This is a genomic window from Alpinimonas psychrophila, from assembly GCF_014137865.1.
GTDB lineage: Bacteria > Actinomycetota > Actinomycetes > Actinomycetales > Microbacteriaceae > Alpinimonas > Alpinimonas psychrophila.
In genome coordinates this window covers 73875-91922 of the sequence record NZ_JACGWU010000005.1, presented here as the reverse complement: position 1 = coordinate 91922, position 18048 = coordinate 73875, and the positions used below count along the sequence as shown (strand labels likewise).

General features: G+C 58.8%; 15 protein-coding genes and 1 tRNA gene. 9 read left to right on the top strand and 7 right to left on the bottom strand.

What is annotated here, in order from left to right; translation table 11 throughout:
• Window positions 1-36: 36 nt before the first annotated feature.
• The 5 genes from FB555_RS08145 to FB555_RS08125 all read left to right on the top strand — a co-directional run bounded on the left by FB555_RS08145 (window position 37) and on the right by FB555_RS08125 (window position 4123).
• Complete coding sequence (locus FB555_RS08145) at window positions 37-828, top strand: transglutaminase-like domain-containing protein (RefSeq protein WP_182484979.1); 792 nt, start codon at window positions 37-39, stop codon at window positions 826-828.
• Between the two features lie 21 nt (window positions 829-849).
• Window positions 850-1413 carry a flavin reductase family protein gene (locus FB555_RS08140; protein ID WP_182484978.1) on the top strand — a complete coding sequence of 188 codons (564 nt, stop codon included), beginning with the start codon at window positions 850-852 and terminating at the stop codon, window positions 1411-1413.
• 74 nt (window positions 1414-1487) lie between these two features.
• Window positions 1488-2645, top strand: coding sequence for a glycerate kinase (locus FB555_RS08135; RefSeq protein WP_182484977.1), 1158 nt, complete (start codon window positions 1488-1490; stop codon window positions 2643-2645).
• A gap of 71 nt (window positions 2646-2716) precedes the next feature.
• Window positions 2717-2789, top strand: a tRNA-Arg gene (locus FB555_RS08130).
• A gap of 278 nt (window positions 2790-3067) precedes the next feature.
• Window positions 3068-4123 (top strand): zinc-dependent alcohol dehydrogenase family protein, encoded by a 1056-nt coding sequence (locus tag FB555_RS08125; protein ID WP_182484976.1) that lies wholly within the window; start codon window positions 3068-3070, stop codon window positions 4121-4123.
• A gap of 71 nt (window positions 4124-4194) precedes the next feature.
• Here the strand turns inward: FB555_RS08125 and FB555_RS08120 are convergent, their stop codons facing one another.
• From FB555_RS08120 to kdpF, 6 genes are read right to left on the bottom strand one after another with little or no spacing between them, the layout of a single operon-like run.
• Window positions 4195-4902, bottom strand: a complete 708-nt coding sequence (locus FB555_RS08120; RefSeq protein WP_182484975.1) for a response regulator — start codon at window positions 4900-4902, stop codon at window positions 4195-4197.
• The gene (locus tag FB555_RS08115; protein WP_182484974.1) at window positions 4899-7400 is read right to left on the bottom strand and encodes a DUF4118 domain-containing protein; all 2502 of its coding nucleotides are present in this window, start codon (window positions 7398-7400) and stop codon (window positions 4899-4901) included. The genes FB555_RS08120 and FB555_RS08115 overlap by 4 nt, the downstream gene beginning before the upstream one ends.
• 2 nt (window positions 7401-7402) lie before the next feature.
• Window positions 7403-8011 (bottom strand): potassium-transporting ATPase subunit KdpC, encoded by a 609-nt coding sequence (gene kdpC / locus FB555_RS08110; RefSeq protein WP_182484973.1) that lies wholly within the window; start codon window positions 8009-8011, stop codon window positions 7403-7405.
• Window positions 8012-8053: 42 nt separating this feature from the next.
• Window positions 8054-10216 carry a potassium-transporting ATPase subunit KdpB gene (gene kdpB / locus FB555_RS08105; protein WP_182484972.1) on the bottom strand — a complete coding sequence of 721 codons (2163 nt, stop codon included), beginning with the start codon at window positions 10214-10216 and terminating at the stop codon, window positions 8054-8056.
• Between the two features lie 3 nt (window positions 10217-10219).
• Window positions 10220-11893 carry a potassium-transporting ATPase subunit KdpA gene (gene kdpA, locus FB555_RS08100; RefSeq protein ID WP_182484971.1) on the bottom strand — a complete coding sequence of 558 codons (1674 nt, stop codon included), beginning with the start codon at window positions 11891-11893 and terminating at the stop codon, window positions 10220-10222.
• On the bottom strand, window positions 11894-11983 hold the full coding sequence (kdpF, locus tag FB555_RS08095; protein ID WP_182484970.1) for a K(+)-transporting ATPase subunit F: 90 nt from the start codon (window positions 11981-11983) through the stop codon (window positions 11894-11896).
• 381 nt (window positions 11984-12364) lie between these two features.
• On the opposite strand from kdpF, the gene FB555_RS08090 reads away from it, so the two are divergent.
• Genes FB555_RS08090 through FB555_RS08075 form a run of 4 tightly spaced genes read left to right on the top strand, consistent with a single transcriptional unit; the run spans window position 12365 to window position 16270 of the window.
• Window positions 12365-14095, top strand: coding sequence for a circularly permuted type 2 ATP-grasp protein (locus FB555_RS08090; RefSeq protein ID WP_182484969.1), 1731 nt, complete (start codon window positions 12365-12367; stop codon window positions 14093-14095).
• Window positions 14089-15018: an alpha-E domain-containing protein gene (locus tag FB555_RS08085; RefSeq protein ID WP_182484968.1), complete on the top strand. Its 930-nt coding sequence runs from the start codon at window positions 14089-14091 to the stop codon at window positions 15016-15018. The genes FB555_RS08090 and FB555_RS08085 overlap by 7 nt, the downstream gene beginning before the upstream one ends.
• Window positions 15015-15860 carry a transglutaminase family protein gene (locus FB555_RS08080; protein ID WP_182484967.1) on the top strand — a complete coding sequence of 282 codons (846 nt, stop codon included), beginning with the start codon at window positions 15015-15017 and terminating at the stop codon, window positions 15858-15860. Before FB555_RS08085 ends, FB555_RS08080 begins: the two co-directional genes overlap by 4 nt.
• Before the next feature lie 47 nt (window positions 15861-15907).
• Window positions 15908-16270, top strand: coding sequence for a rhodanese-like domain-containing protein (locus FB555_RS08075; RefSeq protein ID WP_182484966.1), 363 nt, complete (start codon window positions 15908-15910; stop codon window positions 16268-16270).
• A gap of 7 nt (window positions 16271-16277) precedes the next feature.
• Here the strand turns inward: FB555_RS08075 and FB555_RS08070 are convergent, their stop codons facing one another.
• Window positions 16278-17720 (bottom strand): cryptochrome/photolyase family protein, encoded by a 1443-nt coding sequence (locus tag FB555_RS08070; protein ID WP_182484965.1) that lies wholly within the window; start codon window positions 17718-17720, stop codon window positions 16278-16280.
• Between the last annotated feature and the right edge of the window lie 328 nt (window positions 17721-18048).

Genomic DNA, 18048 nt, shown 5'->3' with positions numbered 1-18048 from the left:
TAACCATCCCTTACTATTGCGCCACAAAGGTCATTCATGCTTCGTACTGTTGGCTCACACCTCGTGCTGAACGCTCTTGCCCCGGCGCAACTGGTGCTTTCGGTGGCGATCGTGGATGCAACAAATGCGACCGAACAAATTGTCGTCACGCAAGGCGATAACGATTGTATGGTGCGCGAGATTTTAGATCAGCATGGAACGCGATTGCACCTTGTGGATGTCGTGGCTGGGCCCATCGATGTCAACTACAGTGCACAGTTTCGTGGAACATCTGTGGCGTTGGCACCCAGTGAGATGGACAACATCCGGTATCTGAGGCAAAGCCGTTATTGCGAGTCTGATGTTTTGGCACCGACGGCCCGTGCACTGTTCCGAGGGCTCACCGGGGTTCAGCTGGTGAGCGCTGTGCGCGAGTGGGTGGCGACCCAGGTGCGGTACGTTTCGGGGTCCAGTAATTCCACCGATGGGGCCGTGGGAACGTTGATTTCCCGCAAGGGTGTGTGCCGCGACTTTGCTCACCTCGTTGTTGGCCTGCTTCGAGCATTAGATATTCCCGCACGCGTTGTGTCCACCTATGCGCCAGGCTTGAGCCCGATGGATTTTCACGCCGTTGCGGAGGCGTTCGTTGACGGCGCCTGGCATGTCATTGATGCCACCGGCACTGCTCCCCGCCAGTCACTCGTGCGTATAGCGACCGGGCGGGATGCGGCAGACGTCGCATTTTTGACCGTCATCGGCGGCCAAGTGAACTTCGTGTCACTTCTCGTGAGTGCCACGAGTGATGAGTTTGTTCTGGACGACCATTTAGCTCTCGTCCAGCTGCAGTGACGCAGCGGGGATAATTGGATTATGCCCGAATCACAACCCCCGCTCCAGGCCGGAGAACAACCAGTAGAACAAGCGGTCAGTGCCGATGACTTCAAGGCGGCTTTTCGAAACCACCCGGCGGGTGTTGCTGTGATAACCGCTGATGCGGGACGCGGCCCGGTCGGCCTCACTGCCACGTCGGTCACCTCCGTTTCGGCCAATCCGCCACTTTTGATTTTCTCGTTGTCGGCGCATTCCTCGTCAGGCCCGGCCTTGAACGCGGCCGCGACAGTGGTCGTGCACCTCCTCGGAGAAAGTCATCTCGAATTAGCGAAGACTTTTGCCACCAGCGGTATCGATCGATTTGCGGATGCCTCGACCTGGTCACGTCTTCCGACCGGTGAACCCTTTCTCCCGTCGGCTTCCACGTGGATGCGCGGAAAGATTGTCAATCGCATGGATGTCGGTGATTCCCTGATTATCGCTGCCGAGATTCTTGAAGTTCACCTTCCCGATGAGAGCACTCGACTGCCCGAGAATTCTCGACCGTTGGTCTATCACAACCGAACGTGGCACGCCTTGAGTGATTCTTCGACCATCGACTAGCACGGGTGGCGCGTAGAACGAATATCACGGGCTCATTTCTTCAACGTCCGCAATGAAACGTGGGAGGCTGAGGCATGAGAATTGTCATCGCACCGGACTCCTTTAAGGGGAGCTTGTCGGCTGCCGAAGCCGCCGCGGCAATGGCTGCGGGCGTTCGAGATGTCTTCGGTGACACTGCCAACATTGTGCAGAGGCCGATGGCCGACGGGGGCGAAGGCACTCTCGACGTGATCGCTTCTGCGTGGGAAGTTGTGCCCGAGACCATGACGACGGTCGATGCGATTGGTCGGCCAATTCGTGCGCGTTTCGGCATATCAACGGATGGCCGGCGCGCGATTATCGAGGCCGCTGAGGCCAACGGGCTACCCCACGTATCAGATGTCACGCTCCGGCCTTTGCGTGCCGACACCTTCGGTGTGGGGCTCATTGCTCGGAAGGTGCTCGACCGTGGCGCCACAGAAATATTGCTGTGCATCGGCGGCTCGGCAACCACCGATGGTGGCACGGGACTGCTGACCGCGCTCGGTGTCAGATTTCTGGATGCTCACGGGAGGAACGTTGCCCCAGGAGGAGAAGGATTGGCGGCGATTACGTCGGTTGACCTCTCACATCTTCACGCCCGCGCCCGCCTAGCCACCTGGCGCATCGCGGTAGACGTAGACAACCCGTTGTGCGGAGAGCAGGGAGCCGCCGCCACTTTTGGGCCGCAGAAAGGTGCGAGTCCTCACGATGTCGGGTTGTTGGATGCGGGCCTCGCTCACTTAGCAGGCATCCTTCACGACGTGGTCAACGCTCCGGTCAACGCGGTGGCCGACATCCAGAGCCTGACCGGCCCTGGATTTGGTGCCGCGGGCGGCCTGCCCGTGTGCATGGTCGCACTGCTGGATGCCCACATGGTTCAAGGTTCGCGTCTCGTTGTCGATGCGATCGGCCTTGCGGAGGCCATGGCGGGAGCAACCCTTGTGTTCACGGGGGAGGGCTCTTTCGACTCCCAGTCACTGGGGGGCAAAGTGATTGATGGCGTCATCGCCGCCGCGTCTCAAGATTGCCCGATTATTGTTATTGCCGGCCGTGTTGCGTTGTCGGCCGCCGAAACGAGAGCCGCCGGTGTTGCTGGGGCATTCTCGATTGCCCCAGGACCCACCGATCTTGCGAGACTCGTGACGACCGCTGCTGAACGTGTTCGTGAAACGACCGCTCACGTGTGCGGGTTGCTGGCCGCCCGCGCCTAAGGCGCTGAACGCCTTCGGTTAAAGTGTGGCACCCTCCAACTGCTATGCTTTCTGAGTTGGTTTCCAACACTGCGCCCGTAGCTCAACGGATAGAGCATCTGACTACGGATCAGAAGGTTAGGGGTTCGAATCCCTTCGGGCGCACTCGTTGAGACAGCGAGATGTGAAGCGGTTTTACCCTATGGGTGAACCGTTTCTTTCGTTTCCAGTGGGCTAGGTGACGTCCGCCACTTCGGGAGCCACCCAGCAACCATGCCTGAAGCAATGGCTGATCTGGCTAAGGGCCTGCGCGCTCTCCCGCGGTGGATTTCGTTATACCTTCTGGTCGTCTGGAAGGACTACTATCGCAAGTGTTGACGCTGCTACTCGACCATATAGTTTTTGAAACCATCAGTTTTGAAACCATCGAAGTGAGGAACCCAATGAAGGCGCTCGTGTACAAAGGTCCTAACCAGAAGGCATGGGAAGAGGTACCGAATCCGGTCATCACGCAGCCCACCGACATCATCGTCAAGATGATCAGCACCACTATCTGCGGAACCGATCTGCACATCCTCAAGGGAGATGTCCCGACGGTCACTCCCGGTCGCATCCTCGGTCACGAAGGTGTTGGCACCATTACCGAGATTGGATCCGCGGTCACCAGCCTTAAAGTGGGCGACGAGGTCATCTTGTCTTGTATTTCAGCGTGCGGCCACTGCGACTATTGCAAGCAGGGCGTTTTCTCGCACTGCCTCGGAGCAGAGGGAGCCTCCGGTATCGGCTGGATCTTCGGCCACCTCATTGATGGCACCCAGGCCGAGTACGTGCGCGTACCCTACGCCGAAACCTCGGTTTATCTCCTGCCTGCTGACGTCTCACCGCAGCAGGGCACTCTGCTCTCCGATATCCTGCCCACCGGTCACGAAATTGGTGTGAAGTACGGTCAGGTGAAAGCCGGGGATGTCGTCGCAGTTATCGGTACCGGGCCAGTTGGGCTCGCCGCGATAGCGACTGCTGGACTCTACGGTCCAGCCAAGATAATCGCCATCGATCTCGATGCGAACCGGATCGAACAGGCCAAGAAATTCGGTGCGACGGATGGTGTTCTCTCAAGTGAGACGGACTGGAAGAAGCAAGTGCTTGCGCTGACGGATGGTCTTGGTGTTGACGTCGCAATCGAGGCTGTCGGCATACCTCAGACCTTCGCCATGTGTCTCGAAATTGTTCGCCCCGCCGGTCATGTCGCTAACGTCGGTGTACACGGCAAGCCGGTCGAGCTCCCATTGCAGGACCTGTGGATTTCCAATATCAACATCAGTATGGGGCTGGTTAATACCAATACGCTCGGAACGTTGCTGAAACTCGTCGGCCAGAAGAAAATTGTTGCCGAAGCATTCGTCAGCCACACTTTTGCGCTTGAGAACATCATCGAGGCCTACGACGTGTTTAGTCGCGCCGCTGAGACAAAGGCCCTCAAGGTCATCCTCAACGCGTAGCGCGCGTGGCTGCATTCATTGGCGAGAAACCTCTACTTTTGCCATATGTCACAGCGGCTATATTTTGCAAATCAATTTGTAGTCGCTGTTTCTGTATCCGGTTGAAAGCGGTAGCCCATTCCTGATTCGGTCAGTAAATATCGAGGCTGGCTGGGGTCGGGTTCAATTTTTTTGCGGAGTTGGGCAATATAGAGGCGTAAATATCCGGTATCTGTGATGTGTTCGGATCCCCAAATATCGGTGAGGAGGCTCTGGCGGGTCACGAGTTTACCTGCGTTACGCACGAGTATTTCGAGCACGTGCCACTCGGTAGGGGTGAGTCGGATTAATTCTGATCCGGCTTGAGTGTTTTTTGTAATGCTTTTCGCAGAGAGATCGATGGCGATGTTCGCGATAGTAACGACCGGAGTGGCTTCTTGGTTGGGAACGCGACGGGTGAGCGCCCTGATCCGCGCTAGGAGTTCGTCGATGGAAAATGGTTTGGTTACGTAGTCGTCTGCGCCGGCGTCGAGGGCCTCGACCTTGTCGGCCGCCCCTGTTCTTCCGGATACGACAAGGATCGGGGCTTGGGTCCACCCTCGAAGGGCTTCAATGACTTGGATCCCGTCGAGTTCGGGCATCCCAAGGTCAAGCATGAAGATGTCAGGGTGGTGTTCTATGGCGGCGTTGACGGCTTCGACACCATTGGCCGCGGTGATGATTTCGTACCCCCGGGCGGACAGTGTTATGCGCAGTGCACGGAGGATTTGGGGATCGTCGTCGGCGATGAGGATTTTCATGGAGTGTCCTGAAGTGATGGGATTGTGTCTGCAATCGGGAGGGCGATGACCATAGTGAGTCCGCCTCCCGGGGTGTCTTCCGCTTCGAGCGTGCCACCCATCCCTTCAGCAAAACCTTTTGACAGGGCAAGGCCCAGTCCGAGGCCGGTGAGGTTGTCAGTATCACCGAGGCGCTGAAAGGGAACGAAGACTTCGTCACGGCGTTCAGAGGGGATACCGGGTCCGTGATCGACGATGCGGATTTCAACGGTGTTTCCAAAGCTGCTCGTGGAGATTCGAACCCGGGTGCCAGGAGGGGCAAAGCGGTGCGCGTTGGCAAGAAGATTGACGATAACACGCTGGAGCAATCCCGCATCAGCCAGTAGTGGGGGCAGGCCCCGGCCGAGGTCGAGTTCTATGTCGCCTGGTCCGAGATCGAGTTCATCAAATGCGGGCAGGATGACGTCTTCTGCATCAACGGGTCCGAGTGAAATACCGAGGACCCCGGCTTGGAGCCGACTGGCATCCAACAGGTTAGTGACGAGGGCGGAGAGAGTGCTTAAACTTTCTTCCGCTGTGGCAAGAAGTTCTTCGCGATCCGAGGTCGACCAGGACACGTCGGTAGAGCGGAGGCCACTGACGGCGGCGATTGCTGCAGCCAGTGGACGGCGGAGGTCGTGACTAACCGCTGAGAGGAGCGCGCTTCGGACGCGGTCTGTCTCAGCGAGAGGACCAACTTCACTGGCGGTTTCGCTGAGGGCTGTGTGTTCGAGAGCCGCATCAATTTGGGTGACGATCACAGTGAGGAGGCGGCGTTCAGACGATTCCAAGTCCGGACCATAAAGTTCGAGAACCGCGCGGGTGCCAACTGGCACGGTGGCAGATTTATCGTCGGGGGCAACGTCACCGTCTGTGCAGAGAATCTCACCGTCAACAACGAGCCGAACTCCCGTGAGGTTGAAGGCTTCCCGGGTCCTGCTGACGAAGGCGTCAAGCGCACCTTGCCCGCGGAGCACACTTCCGGCGATGGTGGCGAGGAGCTCAGATTCAGCTGCTGCCCGAATAGCCGTGCGGGAGCGTCTAGCGGCTTGGTCCACGACATAGCTGACCAGCAGAGCGTTGACGACGTAGAGCACTAGGGCGAAGAGGTGCATAGGTTTGCCGACGGTCACGGTGTAGAGGGGATCGACAAAGAAGAAGTCTAAGGTGACGCCCGAGAGAAGGGCAGCAAAGAGGGCTGGCCAGATGCCGCCGACGAGCGCCACCAGCACGACGAGGAGTTGATAAGCCAGCACGTCACTGGTGAGCGAGTCGCTACTTCTAAACGACACGAGTAGCCACGTCAGGAGAGGCCCCCCAACAAGCGCGATGACGAAACCATAAATTCTGCGTTTGAGAGTCAGCCCGCCAGTCAAACGCGGCAGGGAGAAACCACCACCTGCGGCGGCATGGTTGACGATGTGGACATCGATGTTTCCGGATTCCCGGATGACGGTCGCGCCGATGCCGGGGCCGGTGAGGGCGGCCATGAAGCGACTCCTGCGACTGACACCGATGACAAGTTGGGTTGCATTGGTTGCTTTGGCGAATTCAACGAGCGCGAGGGGGATGTCATCGCCGACGACTTGGTGGTAAGTGCCGCCCAGTTTTTCGACCAACGCGCGCTGCGCTGCGAGGGCTTCGGGGTCGGGGGTACGCAGTCCGTCCTGACTGGTGATGTGCAGGGCGAGAAGTTCTCCCCCGGCGGAGCGCGCGGCAATTCGGGCACCCCGGCGCAAGAGGGTTTCCCCTTCTGGACCACCGGTGAGGGTGACGACGACACGTTCACGCGCTTCCCATTTGCTTTCGATGCCGTGTTCAGCCCGGTAATTCTTGAGGGCGCTGTCGACTTCATCGGCCAGCCACAGTAACGCCAGCTCACGGAGGGCAGTGAGGTTGCCGAGCCGAAAATAGTTTGAGAGGGCGGCGTCGATTCGTTCGGACGGGTAGACGTGGCCTTCGGCGAGGCGATCACGGAGTGCTTGTGGGGCAAGGTCGATGACCTCGATTTGGTCAGCTTCGCGCAGAATTTCATCAGGAATCGTTTCCCGCTGAGGGGCACCCGTGATCTGTTCAACAACGTCATTGAGCGACTCGATGTGCTGGATGTTCACCGTGGACATCACGTTGATACCGGCAGCAAGTAACGCCTCGACATCTTGCCACCGTTTCTCATGCTGAGATCCGGGAGCATTCGTATGGGCGAGTTCGTCGACCAGAGCCACTGCGGGATTTCTCGCCAGCACAGCGGCAAGATTCATTTCGGTAAGTTCGATGCCGCGATGGGAAACGGAGACTCGCGGGATTACTTCGAGGCCCTGAGTCATCGCCGCCGTGGCGGCGCGACCGTGAGTTTCTACAACCGCGACGACGACATCTTTACCCTCACTCAGGAGGCGTTTGCCTTCCTCAAGCATGGTGTAGGTTTTCCCGACGCCGGGAGCGGCACCGAGCAGCACTCGAAGGCGCCCTCGTTTCATGGCTAGCCTTTCAACGCGTCGAGGGCGATATTGAGTTGGAGCACATTCACGGTGGGCTCGCCCAGATACCCGAGGTCCCTATTGTGAATTTTAGCTTCGACCAGTGCGCGAACGCTCTCTTCAGGAAGATGGCGGGCGGCAGCAACACGTGCCACCTGGAGGCGGGCATAGTCAGGGCTGATGTGCGGGTCGAGTCCGGAAGCAGAAGCCGTGAGCGCGTCGGCGGGGATGTCCCCCGGGCTGACCCCGTTGAACTCCGCGATCTGGGCCTTGCGTTGCTCAATTGCGGCAATCAGGTCAGCGTTTTCTGGCCCCCAGTTACTGCCGCTCGATGCTCCCGCGTCATAACCGGCGCCGGCGGCGGAGGGGCGGGGTTGGAACCACTCCGGAAGCGGGTTGCCGTCCGCGTCAGCAAAGGACTGGCCGAGGAGAGCGGAACCTACTGTCGCACCACCGACTTTCGCGAGTGAGCCGTTAGCTTGTGCCGGAAAAGCTAGTTGTCCGATTCCCGTGACGGCAAGCGGGTAGAGAACACCGAGGGCCACGGTGAAGATGAGCATGGCGCGGAGGGCGACCCAATAGTGGCGGATGCGCGTGCGTGGTGAACTCATGATGATGTTTTCCTTTTTCTTTGTATTCGTTCAGGCACTGGTTCAAAAACCGGGAATCACGCTGATAATGAGGTCGATGAGCTTGATTCCAATGAAGGGTGCGATGACGCCACCGAGGCCGTAAACCAAGAGGTTTCTGCTGAGGATCTTCGAGGCGCTCAGTGGCCGATATTTCACTCCGCGGAGGGCGAGCGGGATGAGGATGATGATGATCATCGCGTTGAAGATAATGGCCGACAACACGGCCGAGGACGGCGAATGCAAATTCATGATGTTCAGTACGGCAAGACCCGGAAATACCCCCATGAACATCGCTGGGATTATCGCGAAATACTTGGCAATGTCATTGGCGATGGAGAACGTCGTTAAGGCGCCACGGGTAATCAGCAACTGCTTGCCGATCCGCACGATGTCAATAAGTTTGCTCGGGTCGGAGTCGAGGTCGACCATGTTTCCGGCCTCTTTTGCCGCGGAGGTCCCTGTGTTCATTGCCACCCCGACATCCGCCTGAGCAAGGGCAGGGGCATCGTTGGTGCCGTCACCGGTCATGGCGACGAGATTTCCACCCTCCTGCTCACGGCGGATCAGGGCGAGCTTGTCCTCGGGAGTTGCCTCCGCGAGATAATCATCGACCCCCGCCTCGGCTGCGATCGCTTTCGCCGTCAGAGGGTTGTCTCCAGTGATCATGATTGTACGGATTCCCATGGCTCGCAGTTCCGCGAAACGCTCCGATAAACCCTCCTTGACAACATCTTTCAGGTGAACGACCCCAAGGATCTGATTCACCCCTGCCGAGGTCTTACAAGCGACCACCAGCGGGGTACCACCAGATTGTGAGATGTGTTCCACGTGCGTCTCGAGTTCGATCAGGACCGAGCTGGGGGTCGGTTCATCTTCTGCAAGCCACGCGAGGACCGCGGATCCGGCGCCCTTTCTAATCTGAGTACCGTCGGGAAGGTCGAGACCACTCATCCGAGTTTGAGCGGTAAAGGGAACGATGACACCGTCGACCGACGTACCCACATGCACGCCTTGCGCATCGGCGAGCGTGACGATTGACTTGCCTTCGGGTGTTGGGTCGGACAGTGACGAAAGCGCCGCGGCCCGGATGAGCTCTTGCTCGCTCACGTCGGCGAGTTGCACGAACTCGGAGGCTTGACGATTGCCGTAGGTGATCGTTCCCGTCTTATCCAGCAGCAGGGTCGTCACGTCGCCGGCGGCTTCGACCGCGCGACCCGACATGGCCAGCACATTGTGTTGCACCAAGCGATCCATTCCAGCGATATCGATGGCCGAAAGCAGTGCCCCGATTGTGGTCGGGATGAGGCAGACCAACAGAGCGATGAGCACGGGCAGACTCACGGTCGCGGCCGAGTAGGACGCGATGGGGTTCAGGGTCAGGGTGACGATGACAAAGATGATGGACAGGCTGGCGAGCAGGATGTTCAGTGCAATTTCATTGGGGGTCTTCTGCCGGGAGGCTCCCTCGACCAACCCAATCATGCGGTCCACGAAGGTCTCGCCCGGTTTCGAGGTGACAATCACAACGATGCGGTCGGACAACACCCGGGTGCCGCCGGTCACGGCACTGCGGTCACCGCCAGATTCGCGCACGACGGGGGCTGACTCGCCTGTAATGGCGGACTCATCGATCGAGGCGATACCCCAAATAATGTCGCCATCGCCGGGAATCAATTCGCCCGCGACCACGACCAGTATGTCGCCGAGGTGCAGTTCAGCGGAGGACACCTCTTGGGTGAGTGATCGTTCGGCGGCGGGATCAACCGAAGCCTCGTATCCGGTAACGCGGTGAGCTATGGTGCTGGTCCGAGTTTTGCGTAGGCTGTCAGCCTGTGCTTTGCCGCGACCTTCGGCGACGGACTCGGCCAGATTCGCAAAGATCACGGTCAGCCAGAGCCAAACAGCAATACCCCAGGTAAAGCTTGCGGGGACGGGGGTGCCACCGGAGGATTGGGGGCCGCCGAGGAATGGTTCGGCGACAGCCAGAATTGTGGTGAGGGCCGCGCCAACTTCGACGATAAACATGACCGGGTTACGCCACATTAATCTCGGGTCAAGCTTTCGGAATGCTCCAGGGAAAGCGTTAAGAAGCTGCGCGAAGTTGAAGGCGGTTGCCATCGTTTTCTTGGCGTGGCTCTTCTCCAGTTCCTGGGGAGTGGCCTGGCTGAGTGTTGTTGTGGACATGATTTACAGCAATCCTTCTGCGAGCGGTCCCAGGGCGAGAACAGGGAAATAGGTGAGCGCGGTCACGATGAGCGTCACTCCAATAAGAAGACCGACGAATTGTGGTCGATGAGTGGGCAATGTTCCCGCAGTGGCAGGAACCTTGTCCTGGGCAGCCAAGGAGCCGGCAAGCGCGAGGACAAACACGATGGGAATAAAACGACCAAGGAGCATCGCTATCCCGAGCGCCGTATTCAACCACGGAGTGTTGGCGGTGAGACCAGCGAACGCCGATCCGTTGTTGTTCGCCGCCGAGGTGAACGCATACAACACCTCCGACAGGCCGTGGACGCCGGGGTTCCATATTGAGGTCGCTTCAACATCCGCTCGGATCGCAGGAATTCCAAAGCTCAGCGCGGTCCCTACGAGGGCCAAGGTCGGGGTGACCAAGATGAACAGGCTTGCGAGTTTGATCTCCTTGGGGCCCAGTTTTTTGCCCAAATACTCGGGGGTTCGCCCGACGAGTAGGCCTCCGATAAAGACGGCAATCACCGCGAGGATGAGCATTCCATAAAGCCCCGAACCGACCCCACCAGGAGTAACTTCACCGAGCATCATGTTGATCATGGGCATCATGCCGCCCAGCGCCGTGTAGGAGTCGTGCATGGAATTCACGGCCCCCGTTGAGGTCAGTGTGCTGGTCGAACCGAACAGTGTGGAGGCGAAGATGCCAAAGCGCTGCTCTTTACCCTCCATAGCCGCACCGGCTAGCTGGGGCGCGGTTCCGGCTCCCTTCAGTTCGAGGTAGGTGAGGAAAGTGAGCGAGGTAACAAAGATTGTGGCCATCACCGCAAGGATTGCGTGACCTTGCTTTGGATCTCCGACCATGCGACCGAAGGTACGCGTCAATGAGAACGGGATCATCAGCATGAGCACGTTCTGCAGCAAACTTGTCCACGCGTTTGGATTTTCAAATGGATGTGCGGCATTCGCGTTAAAGAAACCGCCGCCGTTTGTTCCGAGGTTTTTAATCACCTCTTGGGACGCGACGGGACCTCCGGGTAGATGCTGCACACCGCCGCTGAGGGTTGAAATCTCAGTGAATCCATTAAAGTTTTGAATCACACCACTGGCGATGAGCACGACCGCACCGAGCAGTGAGATCGGAAGCAGGAGGCGGAGGGTGCCTCGGGTCAGATCGACCCAAAAGTTACCTATTGTGCCCGACTTACGTCGGGCGAAGCCGCGCACCAACGCGATCGCCACAGCAATGCCTACCGCCGCCGAAACGAAATTTTGCACAGCAAGTCCGGCAATTTGTACCGTGTAACCCAACGTCAACTCGGGCGAATACGACTGCCAGTTAGTGTTCGCCACGAAGGATGCGGCCGTATTGAAAGACAGGCCCTCAGGAACAGCGGGGAGACCCAGAGAGTAAGGGAGCACGGCTTGAAAGCGTTGCAGCAAATACACGAACAGTAACCCAGTGACGGAGAAGGCAAGCACTCCGCGCAAATAGGACTGCCACGTCTGCTCGGACCGCGCTTCTACGCCAATCAGGCGGTAAAAGCCACGCTCTACCTTGAGATCCTTCGTGGATGTGTAGATGCGGGCCATGTACTCGCCCAGTGGGTGATACAGCAACGCGAGGATAAGGACCAAAGAGGCCACTTGAAAGATTGCGAATAATGTATCCACCTAGAAGCGCTCCGGCTTAACCAGGGCATACACGAGGTACACCACGGCGGCAACAGCCAACACCGCGGACAGAACGTCAAAGAAAATCACAGTTTCTCGACCCCCCATCCGATGACGCCGATAAGTGCGAACACGGCGATAATGCCGAGCACGTAAAAAATGTCAAACACGAGTAGAACTCCCTCTGGAAAGAGCTGACGCGACACCCAAGCGGCGCGCGACTGCCGTAACGGCCATGAACCGATTAGACACCCTGATTCGGCGCTAAATCAGAGTCCTAACGGTTTCCAAACAGCAATCTGGGAGAACCTCACAACTTTCTTACGCTTCCTTATCGCGATGAGTTCACATCGACCGAGTTATTTGCTCGGCACAAGAGAAAGTACGCTGTAATTGTTATATTTCGCTCAGGGCGATGCGGCGGGATACATCGGTAACATTCGCGTAATCCCTCACAGGCAGGATGGCAACATGGCAACCCTGTTCGACGGTTATGGCACCGCCCACGAGACTCCTCGCTCACGCAAGGGAACGCCTCCGTGGGACGAGATGTTTCCGTCTTTTGCTGATTTTTCCTCCCCCCGCGGCTCCTATAAAGACATTTATGGCGCACTCGCACAGATGTCGCAGGAGGAGTTGCGCGGCCGCACGGAAGCCCTCGCCAGTAGCTACCTTGCACAGGGTGTGACCTTTGATTTTGCCGGCGAAGAACGCCCCTTTCCGCTCGATGCTGTTCCCCGTGTCATCGAAGCGGATGATTGGGCAAATGTCGAGAAGGGCGTGACCCAGCGGGTCAAGGCCCTCGAACGATTTCTTGCCGATGTGTATGGCCCCCAGCTCGCAGTCCGCGACGGTGTCATTCCTGCCGCACTCATCAGTACATCCAAGCACTTTCACCGTCAAGCGGCCGGGATTGTCAGCGCAAATGGCGTTCGTATTCACGTGGCAGGTATCGATCTCATCCGTGATGAGAAAGGAGCCTGGCGAGTTCTTGAAGACAACGTGCGTGTGCCCAGCGGTGTCAGTTACGTCATCTCCAACCGTCGCGTCATGGCACAGACGTTGCCCGAACTTTTTGTTTCGATGAGTGTGCGCCCGGTGGGCGACTACCCGTACCGTTTGCTCAATGCCTTGCGTGCCTCCGCCCCCGATGGTGTGGATGATCCCACGGTCGTGGTGCTCACTCCCGGGGTCTACAACTCTGCCTACTTTGAGCACACCCTGCTGGCTCGCTTGATGGGCGTCGAACTCGTCGAGGGCCGAGACCTCTTTTGCTCCGGGGGGCGTGTCTGGATGCGCACCACCGCCGGTCCTACCCGCGTCGACGTTATCTATCGCCGCGTCGATGACGAGTTTCTCGACCCACTGCAATTTCGCCCCGACTCTGTTTTAGGTTCGCCCGGGATGTTGCTCGCGGCACGCCTCGGCCACGTCACCATCGCTAATGCGGTGGGTAACGGTGTCGCCGATGACAAACTTGTCTACACGTACTTGCCTGCGCTCATTGAGTATTACCTGGGCGAGAAACCGATTCTGCCGAACGTCGATACCTGGCGCCTCGAAGAACCGGAGGCACTGGAAGAGGTGCTTGATCGCCTCGACGAACTGGTGATCAAACCCGTTGACGGCTCTGGTGGTAAGGGTCTCGTTGTGGGCCCGGACGCCTCAAAAGAGGAACTGGATGCCCTTCGCCAGCGGCTCATTGACGACCCGCGCGGGTGGATCGCCCAACCGCTTGTTCAGCTCTCCACGATCCCCACGTTGGTGGAGGAAGGCATGCGTCCGCGGCACGCCGACCTGCGGCCCTTCGCTGTGAACAGCGGCGACGACGTCTACGTTTTACCGGGCGGCCTCACCCGCGTTGCCCTTCCCGAGGGGGAGCTGGTTGTGAACTCCAGCCAGGGCGGCGGTTCGAAAGACACCTGGGTTTTGGGGCACAAGGATCGCGACCGACGTTCGGCCGGATCTCGGGGCGTTGCCACAATTGTCATCGATCAGGCAACAGTGGAGCAAGCAGCCATCGATGAGGCCGAAGCCGAACAGTTGGCCATCGAAGAGGAGCTGTCTCCCGCAACCGGCGTGGTCCACCAAATTCGGAACATGCCGGAATCCTCTCCTCGCGATGGCGACGCGGGCAAGCGCATGCAGCAACAGGAGCAACAGCAACAGCAACTCCTGGCACGAAGGGATTCACAATGCTGAGCAGAATTGCCGAGTCACTTTTCTGGATCGGTCGCTATGTTGAGCGCAGCGACGGGACGTCGCGCATCCTGGATGTTCACCTTCAGTTGCTGCTCGAGGACCCGTGGATTGACGAAGATACGGCCTGCCGATCGCTCTTGTCGGTCATGGGGACCGACATGCCCGAAAATCAGCTGGTGACGCGCGAAGACGTTATTGCCATTCTGGCCATTGACCGCACCCACCCCGCTTCCATTGCCTACGCCGTGGATGCCGCACGCGAGAATGCTCGGCGGGCTCGCGAAATTATTTCCACCGAGCTGTGGGAGTGTCTGAACTCCAACAATGCGCGCATGCCCAAGAAAGTCGGAATCGACAAGACCCACGAGTTCTTTCGGTGGGTGCGGGAGCGGGCGGCACTGTCTATTGGCATCGTCGATTCGGGGACGAGCCACGATGAAGCATGGCAGTTTTTCTCGCTCGGTCGGGCCATCGAACGCGCCGACATGACGGCCCGATTGTTGGCAACCCGTCAGCTCACAGACGCCAGCGGTCCCTCGTGGACCACTATTCTGCGCAGCTGTGGGGCTTTTGAAGCGTATCTGCGCACCTACCGGGGGGTCCCTTCGGCACGTAACGCAGCCGAGTTCTTGCTTACCGATCGCCTGTTTCCACGGTCGATTCTCGCCTCCGTGAAGCGGGCGGAAGACTGCCTGCGGGACATTGATCCCCGCAGCGGCCGTGCCGGCGTTGCCGATCACGCGCAGCGCCTGCTGGGCCAGATTCGCAGCGAATTGGAATACCGCCCGATCATTGAACTGATGGATGACCTACCCGGCCATATGGAAAATGTGCAGTCGGTCACCAGTGCCGCGAGCGACGCTATTCGGTTACGGTATTTTCCCACCAGCGCTGTCCCCGTCTGGATCGGGGAGAACTCATGAGCCGCTTGCGCATTGTGCACCGCACGGGGTTCTCCTACAAGAGCCCGGCTACGGCGTCCTACAACGAAGCACGCATGCTTCCCTTTTCGGGCGGCGACCAGTTTGTCTTCTCCGCCACCCTCGACATTTTGCCGTCGGCGACCCAAAACAGTTATGTCGATTATTGGGGAACGCGGGTCTCCACGTTCGAAGTGCTCACCCCGCACACCGAGTTATCGGTGACGGCCACGAGCGTGGTTGAGGTGCGCCCCGTGGTGCGGGAAACCCCGGATATTTCTTGGGATCAGCTCACCAACACGGCGCAAACGACAACCCAGTTTGTGGAGTTTTTGCATCACACGCGGATGACGGAGCCGCCGGTCGAGGTTGTGGCGCTCGCCGAATCGATTGTGGGCAGAGGGCTCTCCCCGGCCGAAACCGCCATGGCCGTCTGTCAAGCGGTGCACGAGCACATCACCTACATGCAGGGCGTCACGGGGGTTCATTCCACCGGCGCCGATGCGTGGGAGGCCGGTCAGGGGGTGTGTCAAGATATTGCCCACGTGACACTCGGTGCTCTGCGGTCCGTCGGCATCCCGGCGCGCTACGTTTCGGGTTACCTTCATCCCCGGCCCGATGCCCCGTTGGGGGAAACCATCGTGGGGGAGTCGCACGCGTGGGTAGAGTGGTTCACCGGCGACTGGTTTGGCTATGACCCGACTAACATGATTGCCATTGGCGAACGCCATGTTCTCATTGCGCATGGTCGCGATTATCGTGACGTTTCGCCGTTGCGCGGCGTGTACGCGGGGGCGAGTGCTTCGGGAGTCTTTGTTCGGGTGGAGATCACGCGCGAGGCGTAGCTTTGCGGGTAGCAGATACCCCATGGGGTATCTGCTACAGTGAGCGCATGAAGAAGATTTTTGCTTTCGCCGCCCTTGCCCTCGCCACCGTTTTTGTTCTGACCGCGTGTGCCCCCGCCGCTGCCCCCATCGTTGTGAGTCAGGGCACTGTCATCATTGACGTACGCACGCCCGCCGAATTCGCCGGAGGCCACTTGGAGGGTGCCGTGAACATTGACGTGGAGTCGACGACCTTCGCGGCTACGGTCTCGAAGCTTCCGACAGCGGGAACCTACGTTGTCTATTGCAAGTCGGGTAATCGTGCCGGCCAAGCCATCACGCAAATGAAGAGCCTCGGCTTTACCGACATGGTCAATGCCGGAAGTGTCGCCGCGGCATCCAGCGCCACAGGTCTCGCCATCGTTCAGTAGTTTCTCGCTAGGGCGAAGGTGGCCTGATGGCGCGCGGGATGCCTTGCAGCTGCGCAAAGGCCGCCAACGCCCGGTTTCGTGATTCGACAAGGTCGATGATGGGCAACGGGTAGTCGCTGACCAGCGGATGCTCATACTCGCCTAAGTAGCGGTGGAGGTACTCGTGCTGCGGGTCGAATTTATCGGCCTGCAGTACAGGGTTGAAGACTCGAAAGTACGGTGCCGCATCCGCCCCACTGCCGGCAACCCACTGCCAACTCGCGGCGTTGCTCGCCGGATCAGCGTCGACCAGGGTATCCCAAAACCACTGTTCGCCCACGCGCCAGTCGATGAGCAAGTTCTTGATGAGGAACGACGCGGCGACCATGCGAACGCGGTTGTGCATGGTGCCGCTTTGCCAGAGCTCGCGCATGCCGGCGTCGACCAGAGGAATCCCTGTGCGGCCCTGCTGCCAGGCTGCGAGTGCTTCGGGGTTGGCCTCTCCCCACGGAAAAGCATCAAACCGAGAGTCAAAGTTCACCGTGGCAAGATCGGGCCAGTGATACAGCAGGTGGTAGCTGAACTCACGCCATCCGACCTCTGCCATGAATTTAATCGCATTCTTGAGCACGACGGCATCCCCATGCGCCTTGGCTGCTTCGACTCGGTGCCACACCTGAAAAGGACTAATTTCGCCAAAACGCAAGTGGGGCGAGAGTTCGCTGGTCACCAAACGTGCGGGGGCATCGCGGCCGTCGGCGTATTGGGGGAGGCGCGTGTCGATGAAGTCCTCGAGGCGCTCGTGCGCGGCGTTTTCGCCGATAGTCCAACGATGGGCGAGTCCCGCAGACCAGTCCGGGGCAGTGGGCAACAGGTGCCACGAGGCAAGGTCGTCACTGGCGAGTGGTTCGGCCTCTTGGCCGCCGTGAGCTCGCGTGATGAGGGGTGAATGCGGAAGGACCGGCGGTGCGTCTAACGGCATCCGGGGAATGTCATGGTTATTAATGCAGGACTTCCAAAACGGCGTGAAGACCGTATAGGGAGTGCCACCTCCGGTGCGCACGGTCCAGGGTTCAAAGAGAACGCTCGCCTGAAAACTTTGTGCTTTCAGCCCGGATGCGCGGGCAAAACTCTTGATGGTGGCATCCAGTTCACGCTCGGCACCGCCGTAGCGACGGTTCCAGAAGATGGCGTGAGCACTCGTCTCGGCGATCAGCTCGCGGAGGACGTCGTGGGCCGGGCCGTGGCGCAGGATAAGGCGGCCGCCAAGCCGCTGGAGTTTGTCGGCGAGGGCTTCGAGGCTGTGATGCAGCCACCACTTTGTCGCGCCACCCAGGGGGCGGATGCCGGGGCTCTCCTGGTCAAGAACATAAACGACGACGAGATTGTCGGATGTCTCAGCCCCCGCGAGGAGGGCGGGGTTATCAGAAACACGCAGGTCGTCGCGGAGCCACACAATGCTGGTATTCATAAAAATCCCTACTCAGGGCAAAGATAAAGGGCCAACCAGTGAGGCAACTGGTAGGCCCTTTATCTTATTCACCAAGAGTGTCTTGCAATCACATTCAACATTCGATCACCACAGCAAATGATCGGTGCTTGATAAGAATATAACGAACGGATAACGGAAAGCTAGTGCATTTCGTTACCAATTTGAGATATTTGGAATTTTCTTTTTCGGACCGAGTTTTCGTACCTAGAACATGTCGGGGCTGGGGGCACTCGCAAGCATCCCCAGGAGGTAGAGACAAAATGATATCATTTTGCTAGCAGTTGGGGGACTATCAAACGAAGAAGGT

Coding starts and splice junctions, on each gene's coding strand:
- FB555_RS08145 (WP_182484979.1), top strand. CDS start 37: ATGCTTCGTACTGTTGGCTCACACCTCGTGCTGAACGCTCTTGCCCCG.
- FB555_RS08140 (WP_182484978.1), top strand. CDS start 850: ATGCCCGAATCACAACCCCCGCTCCAGGCCGGAGAACAACCAGTAGAA.
- FB555_RS08135 (WP_182484977.1), top strand. CDS start 1,488: ATGAGAATTGTCATCGCACCGGACTCCTTTAAGGGGAGCTTGTCGGCT.
- FB555_RS08125 (WP_182484976.1), top strand. CDS start 3,068: ATGAAGGCGCTCGTGTACAAAGGTCCTAACCAGAAGGCATGGGAAGAG.
- FB555_RS08120 (WP_182484975.1), bottom strand. CDS start 4,902: ATGAAAATCCTCATCGCCGACGACGATCCCCAAATCCTCCGTGCACTG.
- FB555_RS08115 (WP_182484974.1), bottom strand. CDS start 7,400: ATGAAACGAGGGCGCCTTCGAGTGCTGCTCGGTGCCGCTCCCGGCGTC.
- kdpC (WP_182484973.1), bottom strand. CDS start 8,011: ATGAGTTCACCACGCACGCGCATCCGCCACTATTGGGTCGCCCTCCGC.
- kdpB (WP_182484972.1), bottom strand. CDS start 10,216: ATGTCCACAACAACACTCAGCCAGGCCACTCCCCAGGAACTGGAGAAG.
- FB555_RS08090 (WP_182484969.1), top strand. CDS start 12,365: ATGGCAACCCTGTTCGACGGTTATGGCACCGCCCACGAGACTCCTCGC.
- FB555_RS08085 (WP_182484968.1), top strand. CDS start 14,089: ATGCTGAGCAGAATTGCCGAGTCACTTTTCTGGATCGGTCGCTATGTT.
- FB555_RS08080 (WP_182484967.1), top strand. CDS start 15,015: ATGAGCCGCTTGCGCATTGTGCACCGCACGGGGTTCTCCTACAAGAGC.
- FB555_RS08075 (WP_182484966.1), top strand. CDS start 15,908: ATGAAGAAGATTTTTGCTTTCGCCGCCCTTGCCCTCGCCACCGTTTTT.
- FB555_RS08070 (WP_182484965.1), bottom strand. CDS start 17,720: ATGAATACCAGCATTGTGTGGCTCCGCGACGACCTGCGTGTTTCTGAT.